Raw genomic sequence first — 15867 nt, 5'->3', positions numbered from 1 at the left:
GCACTCCGGAGCCAGCCGAGGGTCGGTCCCGGCCCGAGCCTAGCGGGCACGGATCCGCTGATCACCGCCTGTCGGGGCGCGGCGCTGGAAGTGGGCGCGGGCGCGGGCGGCGGAACCAGAAGGACCAGACGGTCAGCGTGCCGAACAGGCCCAAAGTCAGGCCGGACAGCGTCATCACCAGCCGATAGGCGAGGCCGCCCACCTCGGCCGCGTGCAGCGGGAAGAGCAGCCCGAAGACGCGCGCCGCCCCGGGCGCGGCGCGGGAATCGCGCGCGGCGATCAGCCGGCCGCTGTCCGCCGCGAACCACAGGATGGTGCGGCCGCCGCGCAGCCACTCCTCGGGCTGGCGCATCCGCAGCGTGATCAGCCCGTTGCCGCGCCGGGGCAGCGTGACGCTGCGCAGCTCCGCCTGCGGAAAGCGGGCTCTCGCGACGCGCACCATCGCCGCCCAATCGAGCCTGGCGGCGAGCGGCGCGGGCGGCGCGGGCGGCGGTGCCGTCGCCGCGCGGATCGCCGCCGGCGCGGACGGCCCGAAGACGATCGCGGTCAGCGGCCGGAACACCAGCAACGTGCCCGTGCCGAAGGAGAGCAGGAGCAGCGGCGCCATGACGATGCCGAGATCGCGGTGGTGGCGCAGAATGGCCGGCCGGCTCATCCGTCGCGGCCAGAGGCGGAAGGCGAAGCTGCGCCGCGTGCGCCACCAGAGCAGGAGGCCCGTCAGCACGAAGCCGATCCCCACCAGCCCCGCCACGCCGACCAGCGTCTCGCCGGCGTCACCCGCCAGCAGATGGCGATGCAGATCGAACAGCCACAATTCCGGCCGCGCCCATTGGCTCGACCAGCGCGCGACAAGGCCGCCGGCCTGATCGAGATAGGCCCCCGCCCCGCCCTTGAAGGCGAGCCGGTCCAGGCCGAAGCCCGGTTCGGCGAAGATCAGCTGCTCGGGCCGCGCCTTCGGATCGGCCATGACCCGCGCCACGGTGGCGGCGAGATGCGCGCTGTCCTGGCGCGGGGCATCGCCCGTATGAGGAAGCAGGATCCAGGCGCGCCGATGGACGAGCAGCGCGCCGGTCAGCCCGATCAGCGCGAGCAGAAGCCCGATCAGGCCGCCCGTCCAGCGGTGGAGGCGATCGATCCAGCGCATCAGAGCGCCACCGCCGCCGAGGCGCGCACCACCCGTGCCACGCCCACATAAAGAGTGGCGCCGCCGGTGGACCAGTAGCGTCGGTTCGTCACATTGTCGGCGTTGAGCCTCAGCGTCACCTCCTGCGCCGTGCCGGTGCGGATCCGGTAGCTGCTCCCCAGGCTGAGCGTGGCATAGCCGGGCAGCACGCCGCGATCCTGCGCGTCGGTGAAGCGGCGGCCGGTGTAATAGACCCCGGCGTTGAGCGCGAGCGCAGGCAGTACGGACGGGCGATATTCCGCAAAGGCCGAGCCCGACCATTTCGGCACGCTGTCGACGAATTTTCCGTCCTGTAGCGGATTGCCCGTGCGCGCCTGGCGCGCGACCAGATATTGGCCCGACAGCAGCAGCGACACGCCATGGCCGAGGCCGCCCAGCAGGCTCGCCTCCACGCCGCGATTGATCTGGCGGCCATTCACCACATAGCGGTTGGTGGCGAGATCGGTGTAGCTCAGGCCGCGATTGATGCGAAACCAGGCTAGCGACAGCAGCGCCCCGCTGAATTCGGCGCGCGCGCCCAGCTCGAGCTGACGGCTGCGCACCGGGGCGAGCAGCGCGCCGGCATTGACGGTGCCATCGGGCGCCGTGCCCGCGCTCTCCAGCCCTTCGATATAGGTGGCGTAGAGGCTGGTGCGCCGGCTGGGCCGCAGCACCAGGCCTCCCGTCGGCGTCCAGGTGCGGATCGCATAGGCGGCCGCCGGCGCGGCGCGGGTGGCGTAATCCACATGCCGCACGCCGCCGATCGCGGTCAGCCACGCCGCGACATGCGCCAGATCGAGCGCGTAGAGGCCGGTATCGATATTGATCGCGCCCGGCGTTAGCCGCGTCGCGGTGGGGCGCAGGGCCGCGAAATCGATCGTCACCGGCTGGGTGAGGCTTTGCGCGTAAGGCGCGTAATTCTGCGCATGCTGGTCCGCCTGGCGCTGGCGGTTGCGCGCATAGCCGAACAGAAGCTCGTGGCGCACGCCAAGCCCGGTCAGCGTGCCCGCCAGCTCGGCGCGCCAGTAGAGATTGGTGTAGCGTTGATCGCCCGTATAGCTGGCGGTCACCTGGCCCGCGCCGGTGGCGGGGTTGGTCACCAGCAGATTGGCCATGGTGCGCTGCCGCCTCGTGCGCGCATGGCCCGCCTCGGCGCGGATCGACCAGCCGCCCCCCAGCGCATAATCCGCGCGGCCGAGCATATTGGTGGCCCAGGTGCGATAGGGCGCGCCGCGCGGCGCGTAGCGGCTGGCGGGATCGGGGATGGCGGGCAGCGTGATCCGGCCCTGCACCGCCGACGGCAGGGTGAGGCCGCCCGGCTCGTTGCTGGCGCGGCGATACTGCTCGATATCGAAGACGAGGGTCAGCCGCTCGCTCGGCTTCGCATCGAAGGCGCCGCTGGCGAGGTAGCGCGCGCCTCCCACGCCGTCGATCGGCAGGCGCAGCCGCGCACCATAGAGGTTCACGCGCGCGCCGAAGCTCTGATCCGGGCCGAAGCGCCGCCCGATATCGACACCGCCGCCCACGCCGCCCTGATCGTCGCCGGTGCCATAGAAGCTGGTGACGGGCGCAGGGCCGGCCCGCTTGGTCACGACATTGACGATGCCCGACGGCGTGCTGATCCCGTAATAGAGCGCGGACACGCCCTTGAGCAGCTCCACCCGCTGCTTGTTCTCAAGCGGGATCGGACCGAGATTGATGATCTGAAGCGCGCCATTGAGGCGATAATTGGTCCGCGCGTTCATCAGCACGCCGCGCGACAGGAAATTGTTGGTCGTGGTCGGGCTGGTCGATTGCTGGGTGATGCCGGCGGTGTTGCGGAGCGCATCGTCCAGCCCCTGCGCCTGTTGCGCATCGAGCACCGCGCGCGGCACCACCGCGACACTGGCGGGCGTATCGAGGATCGATTGATTGCGGAAGGCGCCGATCTGCACGATCTCGGCCTTGAACGGCGATGCCTGCTTTCCCGTCACGAGGATTTCGGCGTCCAGATCGGGCTCGGGCGACGGTGCGGCCGCCGGGATCGCCGCCGCCGCCGCCAAGGCTCCGCACAGAAATATGAGCATCCGTCCCCCGATCCAGACCGCCCCCATGGCCCGGCCGACCTAACGCTAATGCTATCCACTCGCAACAGCAAATCGAGCTGCATCCTGACGCCGCGGCGGCGCGTCGCGCGTTGGCTCTCCATGGCGCACAAGAAACCCACGCTCCCCACCAAGATCTGCGCGGCCTGCCAGCGGCCTTTTGCGTGGCGGAAGAAATGGGCGCGGGATTGGGAACAGGTCCGCTACTGCTCCGATCGCTGCCGCGGGCGCGGCGCGGCGCCCGACGCGGAGCCGCCCCGCCGCTGATCACGACAAGGCCGGCGCGGGCCATGGGCCCGACTGGCTCTCGCAGCGTCGTCAAAGGCTGCCGCATGCGCCGACGCGCCCTGCGCGCCCCCGGCCCCCGTGCGCGGCCGACCCGCTGCGCCTCAGCGGGGCTGATCCATGGTCCGGCAGCGGCTGCCGCGCCTGCTCAGCGCAGCGTGAACAGCGCGGCCGCGCCCGCCAGCAGCGCCGCCAGCGCTTCCATCTCCAGCCGACGCCCGGGTTCGAGCCCGCGCCACCAGACGAGCATCCGCCGCATGCGCGACGGCGCCCGGGGCGTCGCGGGCGCTTGCGCCGACGCCCGCCGTGGCGAGGCGTGCGCCGGCCGGGCGCGGGCCGGCATCGGCCGCCGGCCGCGCGGCCGCCGCCGCCGCGACCAGCGCGCGCGGGGCGCGGGCGCGCGATCAGACCGCATAGTCGATCACCGTCTGCAGGCCCGTCTCGGCCGAAGGCGCGACCCAGAGGTCGATCGGCCCTTCCGCCAGATCGAGCCGAAGATCGGGACCAAGCCGCCGCAGTTGCGCCGCGCCGAGCGTGAAGCGGACCGTCGCATGCCCCCCCGGCGGCACGGAGACGCGCTGCACATCGACCAGCCGCCGCACCGGCTGGGTGGCCGCCGCGACCCGTGGCCGCACGTATAGCTGCACCAGCTCGGAGGCGGCGCGGCTCCCGTCATTGTGGATCTCGGCGGAAATCGTCACCGCTCCCTCCCCGCTCAGCCGGGACGCGCTTGTCCGGAGCCCGGCATAGCGGATGCGACCATAGGTAAGTCCATGGCCGAATGGGAAGAGTGCCGTATTGCCCGTGGTGCGATACTGAGCCTTGTACGGCTGTTGCGGCCCGTCCGGCGCCGGCCGCCCGGTCGGCTTGTGCGCGTAATAATAAGGCTCCTGCCCGCTTTCGTGCGGGAAGCTGACGGGCAGCCGGCCCGACGGCGCCGCAATCCCGAACAGGATATCAGCCAGCGCCGGGCCGGTTTCGGTCCCGAGAAACCAGGTGACGAGGATCGCCCGCGCCGCCAGCAGCGTCGGCGGCAGCGCTAGCGCCCGGCCATTTTTCAGCAGAAGCACCACCGGCCGCCCGGTGGCGAGCACCGCCTCCGCCAGCGCCTGTTGCGGCGCGGGCAGCACGATCGCCGTGCGCGATTGGGATTCGCCCGACATTTGCTGGCTCTCGCCCAGCGCGAGCAGGACCAGATCGGCGGCGCGCGCGGCGGCGGTGGCGGCGGCGATCCCGCCCGCGAGCGGCTGTTCCACGCCGCTGCCGAGCGTCACCACAAGCCGCGTCGGATCGGCGAGCGCGGCGCGCAGCCCGGTGGCGAGATCGACCGCCTGCGCATCGTCGCCATAGACGTTCCACGGCCCGATCAGATCATGCTGGCCCGCCGCGAAGGGCCCGATCAGCGCGATCCGCCCCGTCCCCGCCGGATCGAGCGGCAGCAGCCCGCCCTCGTTGCGCAGCAGCACGACCGATCGCGTCGCGGCCTCGCGCGCCAGTGCGCGCGTTTCGGGGCGCAGCACGCGCGCCGCCTCGCGGCCGGGCGCAAGGCGGCGGAAGGGATCGTCGAACAGGCCGAGCCGCGCCTTCAGCGTCAGCACGCGGCGCACCGCCTCGTCCACGCGCGCGATCGGCACCGCCCCCGCCTTGACCAGCGCAGGCAGATGGGCGCGGTACAGGCCGCTCTCCATGCTCATGTCCACGCCCGCCAGCAACGCGCGCCGCGCGGCATCGCGCCCATCGGCGGCATAGCCGGCGGCGATCAGCTCGGCATCGGCGGTATAGTCCGAGATCACCGGGCCGGCGAAATGCCATTCGTCGCGCAGCACATGGCCCAGGAGCCAGCGATTGGCGGTGGCGGGTACGCCGTTAATCTCGTTGAAAGCCGCCATCACCGATGCGACACCGGCGCCGACCGCCGCCCGAAAGGGCGGGAAATAGGTCTCGCGCAGGCGCAGCTCGGAGATATCGACGCTGTTATATTCGAGCCCCGCCTCGCCCGCGCCATAGGCGGCGAAATGCTTGGCGCAGGCGGCGACGGCATCGTCCTCTGCCAGGCCATTGCCCTGGAAGCCGCGCACCCGCGCCGCCGCGAAACGTTCGCCCAGCAGCACATCCTCGCCCGCCGCCTCGACGCCGCGGCCCCAGCGCTGATCGCGCGCGATATCGACCATGGGCGCGAAGGTGAGATCGAGCCCGGCCGCCGCCGCCTCGCGCGCCGCCGCGCGCGCGGTGCGGCGCGCGAGTTCGGGATCGAAGCTCGCCGCCTCGGCCAGCGGCACGGGAAAGATGGTGCGGAAGCCGTGGATGATGTCGGCCGCGAAGAACATCGGGATGCCGAGCCGGCTCCGCACCGCCTCTTCCTGCAGGCGGCGGTGCCAGTCCGCGCCCTGGCCGTTGAAGATGGCGCCGATCCGGCCGGCGCGGGCATCGGCCAGCTGGGCGCGCACCGTCGCGCCGCGTCCCGGCGGGTTGAGCGCGGTCGCCGCCGCGCCGCCGATCGCCGACGCCATGATCGAAAGCTGGCCGGCTTTCTCCTCCAGCGTCATCCGCCCGATCAGATCCTCGATGAAGGCCGGGCCATGGCGCTCGACGGGGCCGAGCGCGAGGCCCCGCCCCGCCCGTGCGGCCAGCCCGGCCCCCGCCGCCGTCATCAGCAGCGCCCTGCGTCCGATCCTCGTCATGCGCGCGGCTCCAGCCAGCCTCCGGTGAAGCCGGCCTTGCGCAGACCGGCCTGGATATAGGGGTTGCGGCTCATGATCCGCCAGATCAGGCCGCTGCGGTAATTCTCGATCATCGCCAGGATCGGCCCCTGGTCGATACCCACCCAGTCGCTGTCATACCAGCCCTTGCCGGGCACCAGCTTGCCGCGCTCCAGCCGCGCCCCGGCATCCTGGAAGCTCTGGTTGAAGGCGTCGTAAAAGCCGTAGGTGCCGTAGAGATCGTCGCCATGGCGCCGGCGCATCGCCATCAGCGTGGGAATGCAGATTTCGGGCGCGAAGGGCACCGATCCGCCCGCCGCCGTGGGCGCGATGGTGCCATCATCCAGCGCGCCGACGCCGCGCGCCGCATAGGCGTGGAAGACGCGCGGCTCGCCGCCCTGGTTGACAGTGATCTCGCCCGGCCCGTCGCACGCCGTCAGCCCCCATTGATCGCCGGCATAGCCGCGCCAGCCCATGGGATTGGCGAGCGCGTAATTGCGCTGGGCGATCGTGGCGCGCCGGCTGTTCTCGAAATAGTCGATCCCCTTGCCGCGCATGAAATCATCCTGGATCTTGCGGAAATCGATCCAGACATGGCTGTATTGATGCCCGAACAGCGGCGGAAAGCGCAGCATGGACAGCGCGCCGCTGTCCGTCCAGAAAGTGGCGAGGCGGACGCTCCAGGCATCCCAGCTGGCGCGCGGCAGGCCATAGACCGGCGCGCCGAGCGCCAGGATATAGACCAGCATCCCCTCATTATAGGCCACCCAATCATAGGGGATGAAGCCGCCCTCCGGCGTCCAGCCCAGCGCGATCACCGGCGCGCGGGTCATCGCCCAGCGCCAATCGACCTGCCGATAGAGCTTGTCCGCCAGATCGCGGATCTCCTGCTCCTGCGGCTGATCATAATAGCTTTGCGCCAGCAGCACGCCGGCCATCAGCAGCGCCGTGTCCACGGTGGAAATTTCGCAGCCGCCAAAGCGCGCGCCGCTGCGCATGCCGAGGAAATGATAGAAAAAGCCCTGATAGCCGGTCATGCCCTGCGGGCTCGGCCCCTGCTCCGCCTTCGCGAGGAAGCGCAGCATCGCCAGCGTGCGCGCCGCCGCCTCCGTGCGTGGCACATAGGCGCGCTCGACCCCGATCACGAAGGCGGTGAGCGCGAAGCCCATGGCGGCGATGCTGGCGAAGCTGCCCGAGGGGAAGCGATCCGGCGCCAGCCCCCGGCCGCGTTCGGTCGTCCACCAGAAATAGGCGAAGGTCCGCAGCTGGACATCGTCCAGAAAGGCTTCCATCTCCGGGCTCGGCACCAGCGGCGGCAGGCTGGGCGCCGCGCCCGGCGCCGCTTCGGGGCTGCGCCATTCGATCGGCGATTGGAGCCGCACCGCCGAGCAGCCGGCAAGCGCCGCCAGCGAGCCGCCGAGAAGGGCGCGGCGCCCGAGCCCGGGCGGTATGCGGTCGGTCCTGGTCATCAGAAGGTCAAACGCGCTCCGAACTGAAAGGTGCGCGGCGGCCCGGCCAGCGTGTTGGGCACGCCGAAGCTCGGGTTGGTCGCCGGCGCCTGCGGCAGAAATCCGTCATAGCCGGCAAAGTTGGCGCGGTTGAAGATGTTGAAGAGCTCGGCGATGAGCTGAAGCTTGGCGCCGGTCCGGAACAGCGGCACATCCTTGGTGAGGCGCACATCCACCTGGCGGAAGGCCTTGCTGTTCCCGTAATTGCCCAGCACCAGCCCGGCGCCGGCGCCATTGCGCTGGTCGGTGACGAGAAAGGGCTGGCCCGATCCGAACACGGCGAGGCTCGAGATCTGGAAGCCGAGCGGCAGCTGCGCCAGACCCGAGACGACCACGCGATGCCGCTCATTGCCGGCATTGGGCCGGAAGGGCTGCTGCGCGACATCGGGGAAATCGAAGTTGAACGAATAGCCCCGCTCCTTGGAATAGGCGAGCGTGTAGGCGATGTTGAGCGACCAGGGCGAGGCGCGGGTGAAGGCCTTGTCGAAGGTGACGAACATCGCGTCATATTTGCTAGCCCGCGCCTGTGTCATCGCGACGACATCCGAAAAGCCGGTGACGGGAATGAAATCGAGGAAACCGGCCGCGTTGCGCGCCACCGAGCGATTCACCGGATAATAGCCGACCTGGTCGCGCGCATCGGCATGCTGGTAGCTGATCGATCCGCTGATCAGCCGCCCCACTTTCTGGCGCACGCCGAGGCTGAACTGATCGGTATGCGGCGGCTTAACGTCATTGCGGATGATGCGCAGCTCGCCCGCGGGCGCGGTGCTGCTGGCGATCAGCCCGTCCAGCGCGGCGCGGCCGCCGGTGAGATAGGCGGGGTTCCAGAGGATGGTGGGCTGGCCGTTGCGCGGCAGGCCATCCTTGGAGAATTGGAAGCTGCGCGACGTATATTGGCGGAAGAGTGCTTCCTCCGCCGCATTGCGGAACAGGGTGCGATCATAATAACGGCCCCAGCCGATGAAGACGACGGTCCGCTGATCGCCGAACAGATCATAGGACGCGCCGACACGCGGCTGAATCGCCTTGAGGAACGGCTTGCGGTTCTTGCCGGTGGAAATATAGTCCGCCGCGCGGAAGCTGCTGCCCTGCGGCGCCAGCACCGCTTCCAGCGCGCGCAGCGCCGCCGCCGCGTCGGGCGGAGTGACATAATCATTGTTCTTCGCGTTGGTCTCATAATCCCAGCGCAGGCCGAGATTGAGCGTGATCCTGTCCGTGACGCGCCAATCATCCTGCGCGAACAGGCCCAGCTGTGTATCCTTGGCGCGCACCTCGGGATTGCCGACGCCATATTGCGCCTCGAAGGGCTGGCTGAAATCCTCGTTCAGATCCGGTCGGTTCGCATAATTATAGACGGGATTGGCGTTGAGCGCGTTGTTGACGGTATAATCCTGGAAGGCGAGCTTGAAGCCGGTCTTGAAGACGTGATTGCCGCCGAGGAAGTCCACATTCGAAATCGTCACGGCGTCGCGCAGCGTAAAGCCCTTCTGCACCACCTTCTGGCTGGTCGACGCGCCACCGATACGCAGCGCGCTATCGAAATTCTGCCCCACCTGATCGGGGCTTAGGATGGAGGGATCGAACTTATAGTAGAGATAATTGAGGCTGGCCTCGTTCGATACGTCGCCCGCGTCATGCTGCCACCGCAGGCGGCCGGTATAGACGGTGTTGGCGGTGCGCGATCCCGCCTCATAGGCGGTCTGGCCGCCAAAGCCGGCCATCTCATGTTCCTTGCGGATGCTGCCGGAGAGATCGATGCGATCCTGCTCGCTCGCCTCGAGGCTGAGCTTGGCGAAGCCGAGATCCTCGCGGAACGGGCTGGTATAGCTGCCCTGATAACGGCCGAAGCGAGCGATATTGTCGGGCGTCTGCTGGCCGATCGTCACGCTCTGCACATTCTTCTGCTCATTCGCCTCATAGGCGACGAAGAAATGCAGGCGATCCTTGATGATCGGGCCGCCGAGCGAGGCGCCATATTGCTTCTGGCTGAATTTGCCTTCATCCGCCACGCCGGCGGCGGCGTTGCGGCGTTGGAAATAATCCTTGGCGCGCAAGCTGTCCAACTGGAAGAAGCCGAAGGCCTCGCCGTGGAAGCTGTTGCCCCCGCTCTTGGTGACCGCCGAGATCACGGCGGTGCCGGCATCCTCATATTCCGCCTTGAAATTGGACGAGAGGACGCGGAATTCCTGAACCGCCGCCTGGGGAAAGGGATTGCCGCGCGAACTGTCGCCGCCGACGATCCCGCCCTGCTGGATGTCCGATTTGAGGCTGACGCCATCGATGAAGACATTGACCTGCGGGCTCGCCAGGCTGTCGCCATTGGGATCCTGACCTACGCTCCCGCCCGAAAACGTCTTGCGCAACGGATTGGTGCTGACGCGCACGCCCGGCGCGAGCTGCGCGAAGTTGAGGAAGTTCCGGCTGGATTGCGGCAGATTCTGGATCTGCTGGGTGGTGACGTTGGTGGCCACCTCCGATGTCCGCGTCTCGACGAGGCGGGTCGCGGTGACGATGATGGCGTTCTTGTCCGGCGAGGCCGGCGCCGCCCCCTGCCCCGCCGGCGCGGCCGCCGGCGCCAGCGCGATGTCGAGCGTGGCGGACTGGCCGACGCCGATCGTCACGTCGCGCGTCGCGCGCAATCCGGCCGCCTCGAAGCGCAGTGTGTAGCTTCCGGGGCGCAGGCCGGGCAGCGTATAGCTGCCGTCGCGCCCCGTTACCGCATGGCGCATCAGCCCCGTGCCCGTCTCCTGCGCGGTGACGGTAACAGGCGCGCCGTTGGCGCCGCTGACGGTGCCGCGCAAGGTGGCGGTGGTAAGCTGGGCGAGCGAAGCGGCGCCGCTCGTGACGAGCGCGGCGCCGATCGCGCCACGCAGCAAAAGGCGGGCGCGATGATGGCGCCCGATGCGATTGGACATGACCCTCTCCCTGGCCGGACCCATAGGTCTCTGATGCTCTTATAGCGGCCGATCCCACGCGACCGCACAGGAGAGACAGCGGGTTTGCGAATTTGTTCCCGTGGCGGCGCGCGCGTGCATCGCTGCGGCCGGATGCTCGCGCCGTTACCGCTCCGTCCGCTGCGTGCATCCGATGCGTGCGGCCGCGCATTTTTCCGGTCGGGAAAAGCGGCGTTCAGCCCGGCGGCCGTAGAGGCGGGTCGATCGGGCATGGGTGGAGGAAGAGCAGACATGTCGAACTGGGGTTTCGCCGCCGCGCTGATCGGCCTCGCCGCCGCCGCCGGGATCGCGCGGGCCGATCCGGCGCCCTTTGATCTGACCGGCCCGACGCTCCGTGTCTCGGTGCTCCGCGGCGGCCGCAGCCTCCCGATCGCCGCCGTGCCCGGCCTTGCGGCGGGCGACCAGCTGAGTGTGCGCGCCGATCTGCCGCCCGATCAGGCCGCCCATTATCTGCTGATCGCCGCCTTTCTGCGCGGCGCGACCAACCCGCCCCCCGAGGCGTGGTTCAGCCGCGTCGAAACCTGGACCAAGGCGGGCCGCGCGGGGCTAAGCCTGCGCGTGCCGCCCGATGCGCAGCAGGTGCTGCTCTTCCTCGCGCCCGAGACGGGCGGCGATTTTCCAACGCTGCGCAGCGCCGTGCGCGGTAAGCCCGGCGCCTTCGTCCGCGCCGCGCAGGATATCAACCAGGCCACGCTCGATCGCTCGCGGCTGGATCGCTATCTCGCGGCGGTGCGCGCGCCGGCTGCGGCGGATGATCCGGCCCGGCTGGCGCGGATAACGCCCGTTCTCGCGCGCACGCTGGGCATCAAGATCAATCCGGACTGCCTCGACAAGCTGCCCACGCTCCAGGCGTCCTGCCTGATGCAGAACCAGGACGCGCTGGTGCTGAGCGACGGCCACAGCAGCGCGATCAGCGACGCGCTGACCGGACCGGGCGCCGATCTCGCGCTGCAGCTGGCCGCCACGCCGCAGGGCGGCCTCGGCTTCTACAGCCCCTATATCGGCGCGATCCGCGACATCATCGGCATCTTCAGCTCGCTGCACACCGCCAAATACCAGTATATCGCGGCGCTGCGCCAGGATCAGGGCGATGCCGCGCGGCTGATCCTCAACGCGGCGCCCTCCTTCCACAATCCCAAGTCCGTCCTCGTCACAGCCCTGCCGGCCGTGGCGGCCGCCCCCCCGCCCCCGCTCAGCGCCGGGGCGGAGGCGATCTGCGCCGGCGGCGCATCGATGCTGGTGCCGGTCACCGGCGCGCCGCTCGTCTTCTCCACCGGCTATGCGCATGATCTGCGGCTGCGCGTGCGCGACCCGGCCGGCCATCTGCTCGATCTTCCGGCGCATGCCGATGCGACGCAGGGCGACTTTGTGGTGGCCGGCGCGGGGCCACGCCTGTCGACGCTTGCCGGGCCGCTCACCGGCACGCTCCATGGCCAGTGGGGCTTTGACGGCTATGAGGGGCCGAGCCTGGCGCTCGCCCTCCCCCGCCCCGGCCAATGGCAGATCGCCGCCGACGAGGCCGATCGCCTTGCCGCAGGGCGCGCGGCGACGCTTCACCTCAGCGGTGGCGCCGCGCCATGCGTCACCGGCGCGCGGCTGCGCCTGGCTTCGGGCGAGACCCGGCCCGTGGCGATCACGTCCGACGGGGCGGAACGCCTCGCGCTCGCGCTGCCGCTGGACGGTGTCGAGCCCGGCGCGCTGACGCTGCTGCTCGACGAAACCGGGCTGGATCAGCCCGAGGCGCTGCCGCTTCACGCCTATGGCGAGGCGGCCCGGCCGCGCACGCTCACGCTCCGCGCCGGCAACGCGCCGGGGCTGCTGCTCGGAACGCGGCTTGATCAGGTCGCGGCGGTCACCATCGCCGGGCAGGACTGGGTTCCGGCGACGCTCGATCAGGATTCGCAGGGCGATCGGCTGACGATCAATCCGCCGGCCGGTGCCCCCGCACTGGCCGAGGGCAGCAGCGCTACCGCCCGCATCCGCTTCAAGGATGGGCGCGCCAGCACGCTCTCCGCCCGGGTGGGGCCGCCGCTGCCCGACGCCATGCTGGTCGCCCGCGCCATCACCGCGCCGGCCGACACCGGGCCGCTGCCGATCCACCTCCAGGGTGAGGATCGGCTTCCGGCCGGCGGCGCGCTGCGCTTCTCGCTGCGTCAGGAGGGCGCCGGCTGGTCGGGCGACGAGCAGATCGAGATCGCGCCGGAAGCCAATGCCGCCGCCGCGATGATCCTGAGCTTCGGCCACGGCCTGACCCAGCAGGATGCGCAGATCGCCGTCGCCCGGCTCGACACCGCCGGCGCGCCGGCCGGCTTCTATGGCCCGCTGCGCTATCGGGTGCGGCGCGGCGAAGCCCTTGGCGCGTGGCATCCGCTCGCGGTGCTCGTCCGCCTCCCCCGCATCGACCAGCTGCGCTGCCCGGCCGCGCCCGAGGCGGGCTGCACGCTCGGCGGCGATGCGCTGTATCTGATTCGCGGCGTGGCGGTGGATCCGGGCTTTACCCGCGCCCTTGCCGTGCCCGATGGCTTTGTGGGGACGCTCCTCGACATACCGCGTCCGGCAGGCTCGACCCTCTATCTGCGCCTGCGCGATGATCCGATGGGCATTGCCACCATCGGCACGCCGACGCCCCAATCCTAGCCGTTTCTTCCGGGAAACATGGGCTATGCCGTTGATTCTGCGCCATATTCCGTAGTGGCGCCGCATTCGCGTTCGGCCGTTTCCTAAAGGAAACAGCCTCCCTGCCTGGTATTCAATCGACAACGAAAGGCACGGCCTGCATCCCGCCCGGCCATAAGCCGGTTGCCTGAAGCTTTATGGAGCATTATGCACTCATAAAGCTTCAGGGGCACCAGACGTGGTGGAACAGCATTCAGAAGTCGCCCGCATCTCGGATATGGCCGAGGCGGGCGAGCGCATGATCGAGCGCCTGCGCCGCAAAGCCTTTCTACCCGAAAGCCGGAAGGGGCTGAATGTCCGCTTCGGCATCGCCGAGGCCGCGCAGCTGCTCGGCTGCTCCACCAACCGCATCCGCATGGCGGAAGAGGATGGCCGCCTCCCCGCCCCGCCCGCGTCCGATAGCGGCCGCAGGCTGGGCTACACGGTGGAGGAGCTGCTGCACATGCGCGCCGTGCTGGATGCCTCGCCGGCGCGGCAGGAGCAGGATCAGCCCGCGATCATCGCGGTGCAGAATTTCAAGGGCGGCGTCGGCAAGTCGACCGTCACCTGCCACCTCGCCCATTATTTCGCGGTGCAGGGCTATCGCGTGCTGGTGGTCGATTGCGACAGCCAGGCGACCACCACGACGCTCTTCGGCTTCAACCCGCATTTCAACATCACGCGCGAGCAGACGCTCTATCCCTATCTCTCGATTGACCCGACCCAGGCCGATCTCCTCTACGCCGTGCAGAAGACGCCCTGGCCCAATGTCGATCTCATCCCGTCCAACCTCGAACTGTTCGATGTGGAATATGAGCTTGCCGCCGCCGGCGCGGATGGCGGATCGATCCTCGCCACCCGCTTCCGCAAGCTCAAAAAGGGCCTGGCGGATCTGGCGCGCAACTATGATGTGGTGATCCTCGATCCGCCGCCCGCGCTGGGCACGATCAGCTTGGCGGTGATGCAGGCGGCCAATGCGCTGCTGGTGCCGCTGGCGGCGACCACGCCGGATTTCTGCTCCACCGTGCAGTTCCTGTCGATGATGGATCAGGTGCTCGGCCAGCTCGCTCAGGCCGGGATCGAGGTGGATTATGGCTTTGTCCGCCTGCTCTGCTCCAAATTCGATGCCAATGATCCCTCGCACGCCATGGTGCGGCAGATCATGGAGGGCACGTTCGGGCCGGCGCTGCTGCCCGTACCGATCCTCGATTCCGCCGAGATCAGCCATGCCGCCTTGCGGATGATGACGATCTACGAGCTGGAGAAGCCGATCGGCACCGCCCGCACGCACAAGCGCTGCCGGTCCAATCTCGACGAGGCGCTCGCCCAGGTCGAGCAGCTCGTGCGACGCGGCTGGGGGCGGGTGGAGCCGCTGCCCGAGGAGGCGATCGTCCATGCCGCCTGATCCTTGCTCCCCCCTTTCTCCCGCGTTGAGTAGGTAAGCCATGGCGCGCAAACAGTCCGAATATTTGGCCGGCCTGCTGGGCGAGGATCAGACGGGGGAGGGGTCTCCCCCCGAGGAGACGGCGCCGCGCGCCGCCCGGCTCGCGCCCGCCACATTGCTCAGCCGCGAAAGCGCGCTCGCCCGTGTCGCCTCGGGCGAGGTCCGGCAGGTCACCCAATTGCTGCTCGATCCCGCGCGGGTGCGGATCTGGCCGGGCAATGCCCGCATCTATGCCGATCTGTCGGAGGCCGGCTGTCGCGAACTGATCGATTCGATCATCGCCGAGGGCGGACAGAAGGTGCCGGCCGTGGTGCGGCGGGTCGAAGGCGATCCCGCGCACGATTATGAGGTGATCGCGGGCACGCGCCGCCACTGGGCGATCGCCTGGCTGCGCGCGCACAGCTATCCGGACATGATGTTCCTCGCGCAGGTGGCGCAGCTTGACGACGAGGCCGCCTTCCGTCTCGCCGATCTCGAGAACCGCGCCCGCAGCGACGTGTCCGATCTCGAGCGCGCGCGCAACTACGCGACCGCGCTCACCGCCCATTATGAGGGGCATCTCACCCGCATGGCGGAGCGGCTCAAGCTCTCCAAGGGCTGGCTGTCCAAGATGATCCGCGTCGCCGGGCTGCCCGAGGCGGTTATCGCCGCCTTCGCCTCGCCGGCGGAGATCCAGCTCAACCCCGGTTATGGCCTGGCCCAGGCCCTGTCCGATCCCGGCGACGCCGCGCTGATCGAGGCGGAGGCGGGGCGGCTTGCGGCCGAGCAGGCGCGGCGCCGGGCGGCGGGCGAGGGGGGTGTGCCCGCCGCCGAGGTGCTGCGCCGCCTGCTGGCCGCGCCCCGCGCCGGAGAGGCGGAGCGGCCCGCGCTCTTCTGCTGGACCTCGCGGCTCGGCCGCCCGGGGCTGAGCGTGCTCTCCGCCAACCGCCAGGGCGTCACCGTGCGCCTCCATGCCGGATCGGGCGCTACCCCCGCCGATCTCGCCGACGCGCTGCGCGAGGCGCTGCGCGATCTGGAGCGCCACGGAAGGGGCCTGCGGCGCTAATGTTTCTTGCAGGAAACCATTTGATGAC

Annotated in this window: 9 protein-coding genes; 4 read left to right on the top strand and 5 right to left on the bottom strand. The window is 69.8% G+C overall.

Annotation, left to right across the window (positions count from 1 at the left end; translation table 11 throughout):
* Nucleotides 1–61 precede the first annotated feature (61 nt).
* Together LHA26_RS17050 and LHA26_RS17045 are read right to left on the bottom strand one after the other, a co-directional pair.
* A complete protein-coding gene (locus LHA26_RS17050; protein WP_252168701.1) occupies nt 62–1144 on the bottom strand; it encodes a PepSY-associated TM helix domain-containing protein in 1083 nt (360 codons plus the stop codon).
* Entirely contained in the window at nt 1144–3228 is a 2085-nt protein-coding gene (locus LHA26_RS17045) for a TonB-dependent receptor (protein ID WP_252168700.1), read from the bottom strand. The genes LHA26_RS17050 and LHA26_RS17045 overlap by 1 nt, the downstream gene beginning before the upstream one ends.
* A 120-nt stretch (nt 3229–3348) precedes the next feature.
* Here LHA26_RS17045 and LHA26_RS17040 point away from each other — a divergent pair, with 120 nt between their 5' ends.
* Nucleotides 3349–3513: a DUF2256 domain-containing protein gene (locus LHA26_RS17040; RefSeq protein WP_252168699.1), complete on the top strand. Its 165-nt coding sequence runs from the start codon at nt 3349–3351 to the stop codon at nt 3511–3513.
* A gap of 422 nt (nt 3514–3935) precedes the next feature.
* Here the strand turns inward: LHA26_RS17040 and LHA26_RS17035 are convergent, their stop codons facing one another.
* The 3 genes from LHA26_RS17035 to LHA26_RS17025 are packed head-to-tail and all read right to left on the bottom strand — an operon-like array spanning nt 3936 to nt 10656.
* Nucleotides 3936–6212, bottom strand: coding sequence for a glycoside hydrolase family 3 N-terminal domain-containing protein (locus tag LHA26_RS17035; protein WP_252168698.1), 2277 nt, complete (start codon nt 6210–6212; stop codon nt 3936–3938).
* A complete protein-coding gene (locus LHA26_RS17030) occupies nt 6209–7699 on the bottom strand; it encodes a glucoamylase family protein (RefSeq protein ID WP_252168697.1) in 1491 nt (496 codons plus the stop codon). Before LHA26_RS17030 ends, LHA26_RS17035 begins: the two co-directional genes overlap by 4 nt.
* Nucleotides 7699–10656 carry a TonB-dependent receptor gene (locus LHA26_RS17025; protein WP_252168696.1) on the bottom strand — a complete coding sequence of 986 codons (2958 nt, stop codon included), beginning with the start codon at nt 10654–10656 and terminating at the stop codon, nt 7699–7701. The genes LHA26_RS17030 and LHA26_RS17025 overlap by 1 nt, the downstream gene beginning before the upstream one ends.
* Before the next feature lie 270 nt (nt 10657–10926).
* Between LHA26_RS17025 and LHA26_RS17020 the strand changes: the two genes are divergently transcribed.
* The 3 genes from LHA26_RS17020 to LHA26_RS17010 all read left to right on the top strand — a co-directional run bounded on the left by LHA26_RS17020 (nt 10927) and on the right by LHA26_RS17010 (nt 15839).
* Entirely contained in the window at nt 10927–13332 is a 2406-nt protein-coding gene (locus LHA26_RS17020; protein ID WP_252168695.1) for a hypothetical protein, read from the top strand.
* Nucleotides 13333–13588: 256 nt separating this feature from the next.
* Nucleotides 13589–14755 (top strand): AAA family ATPase, encoded by a 1167-nt coding sequence (locus tag LHA26_RS17015; protein ID WP_252168879.1) that lies wholly within the window; start codon nt 13589–13591, stop codon nt 14753–14755.
* 40 nt (nt 14756–14795) lie between these two features.
* Entirely contained in the window at nt 14796–15839 is a 1044-nt protein-coding gene (locus LHA26_RS17010; protein WP_252168694.1) for a ParB/RepB/Spo0J family partition protein, read from the top strand.
* Nucleotides 15840–15867: the final 28 nt, after the last annotated feature.

Source organism: Sphingomonas morindae (assembly GCF_023822065.1).
GTDB classification, from domain to species: domain Bacteria; phylum Pseudomonadota; class Alphaproteobacteria; order Sphingomonadales; family Sphingomonadaceae; genus Solisphingomonas; species Solisphingomonas morindae.
This window is presented reverse-complemented; position numbering and strand designations above follow the sequence as displayed.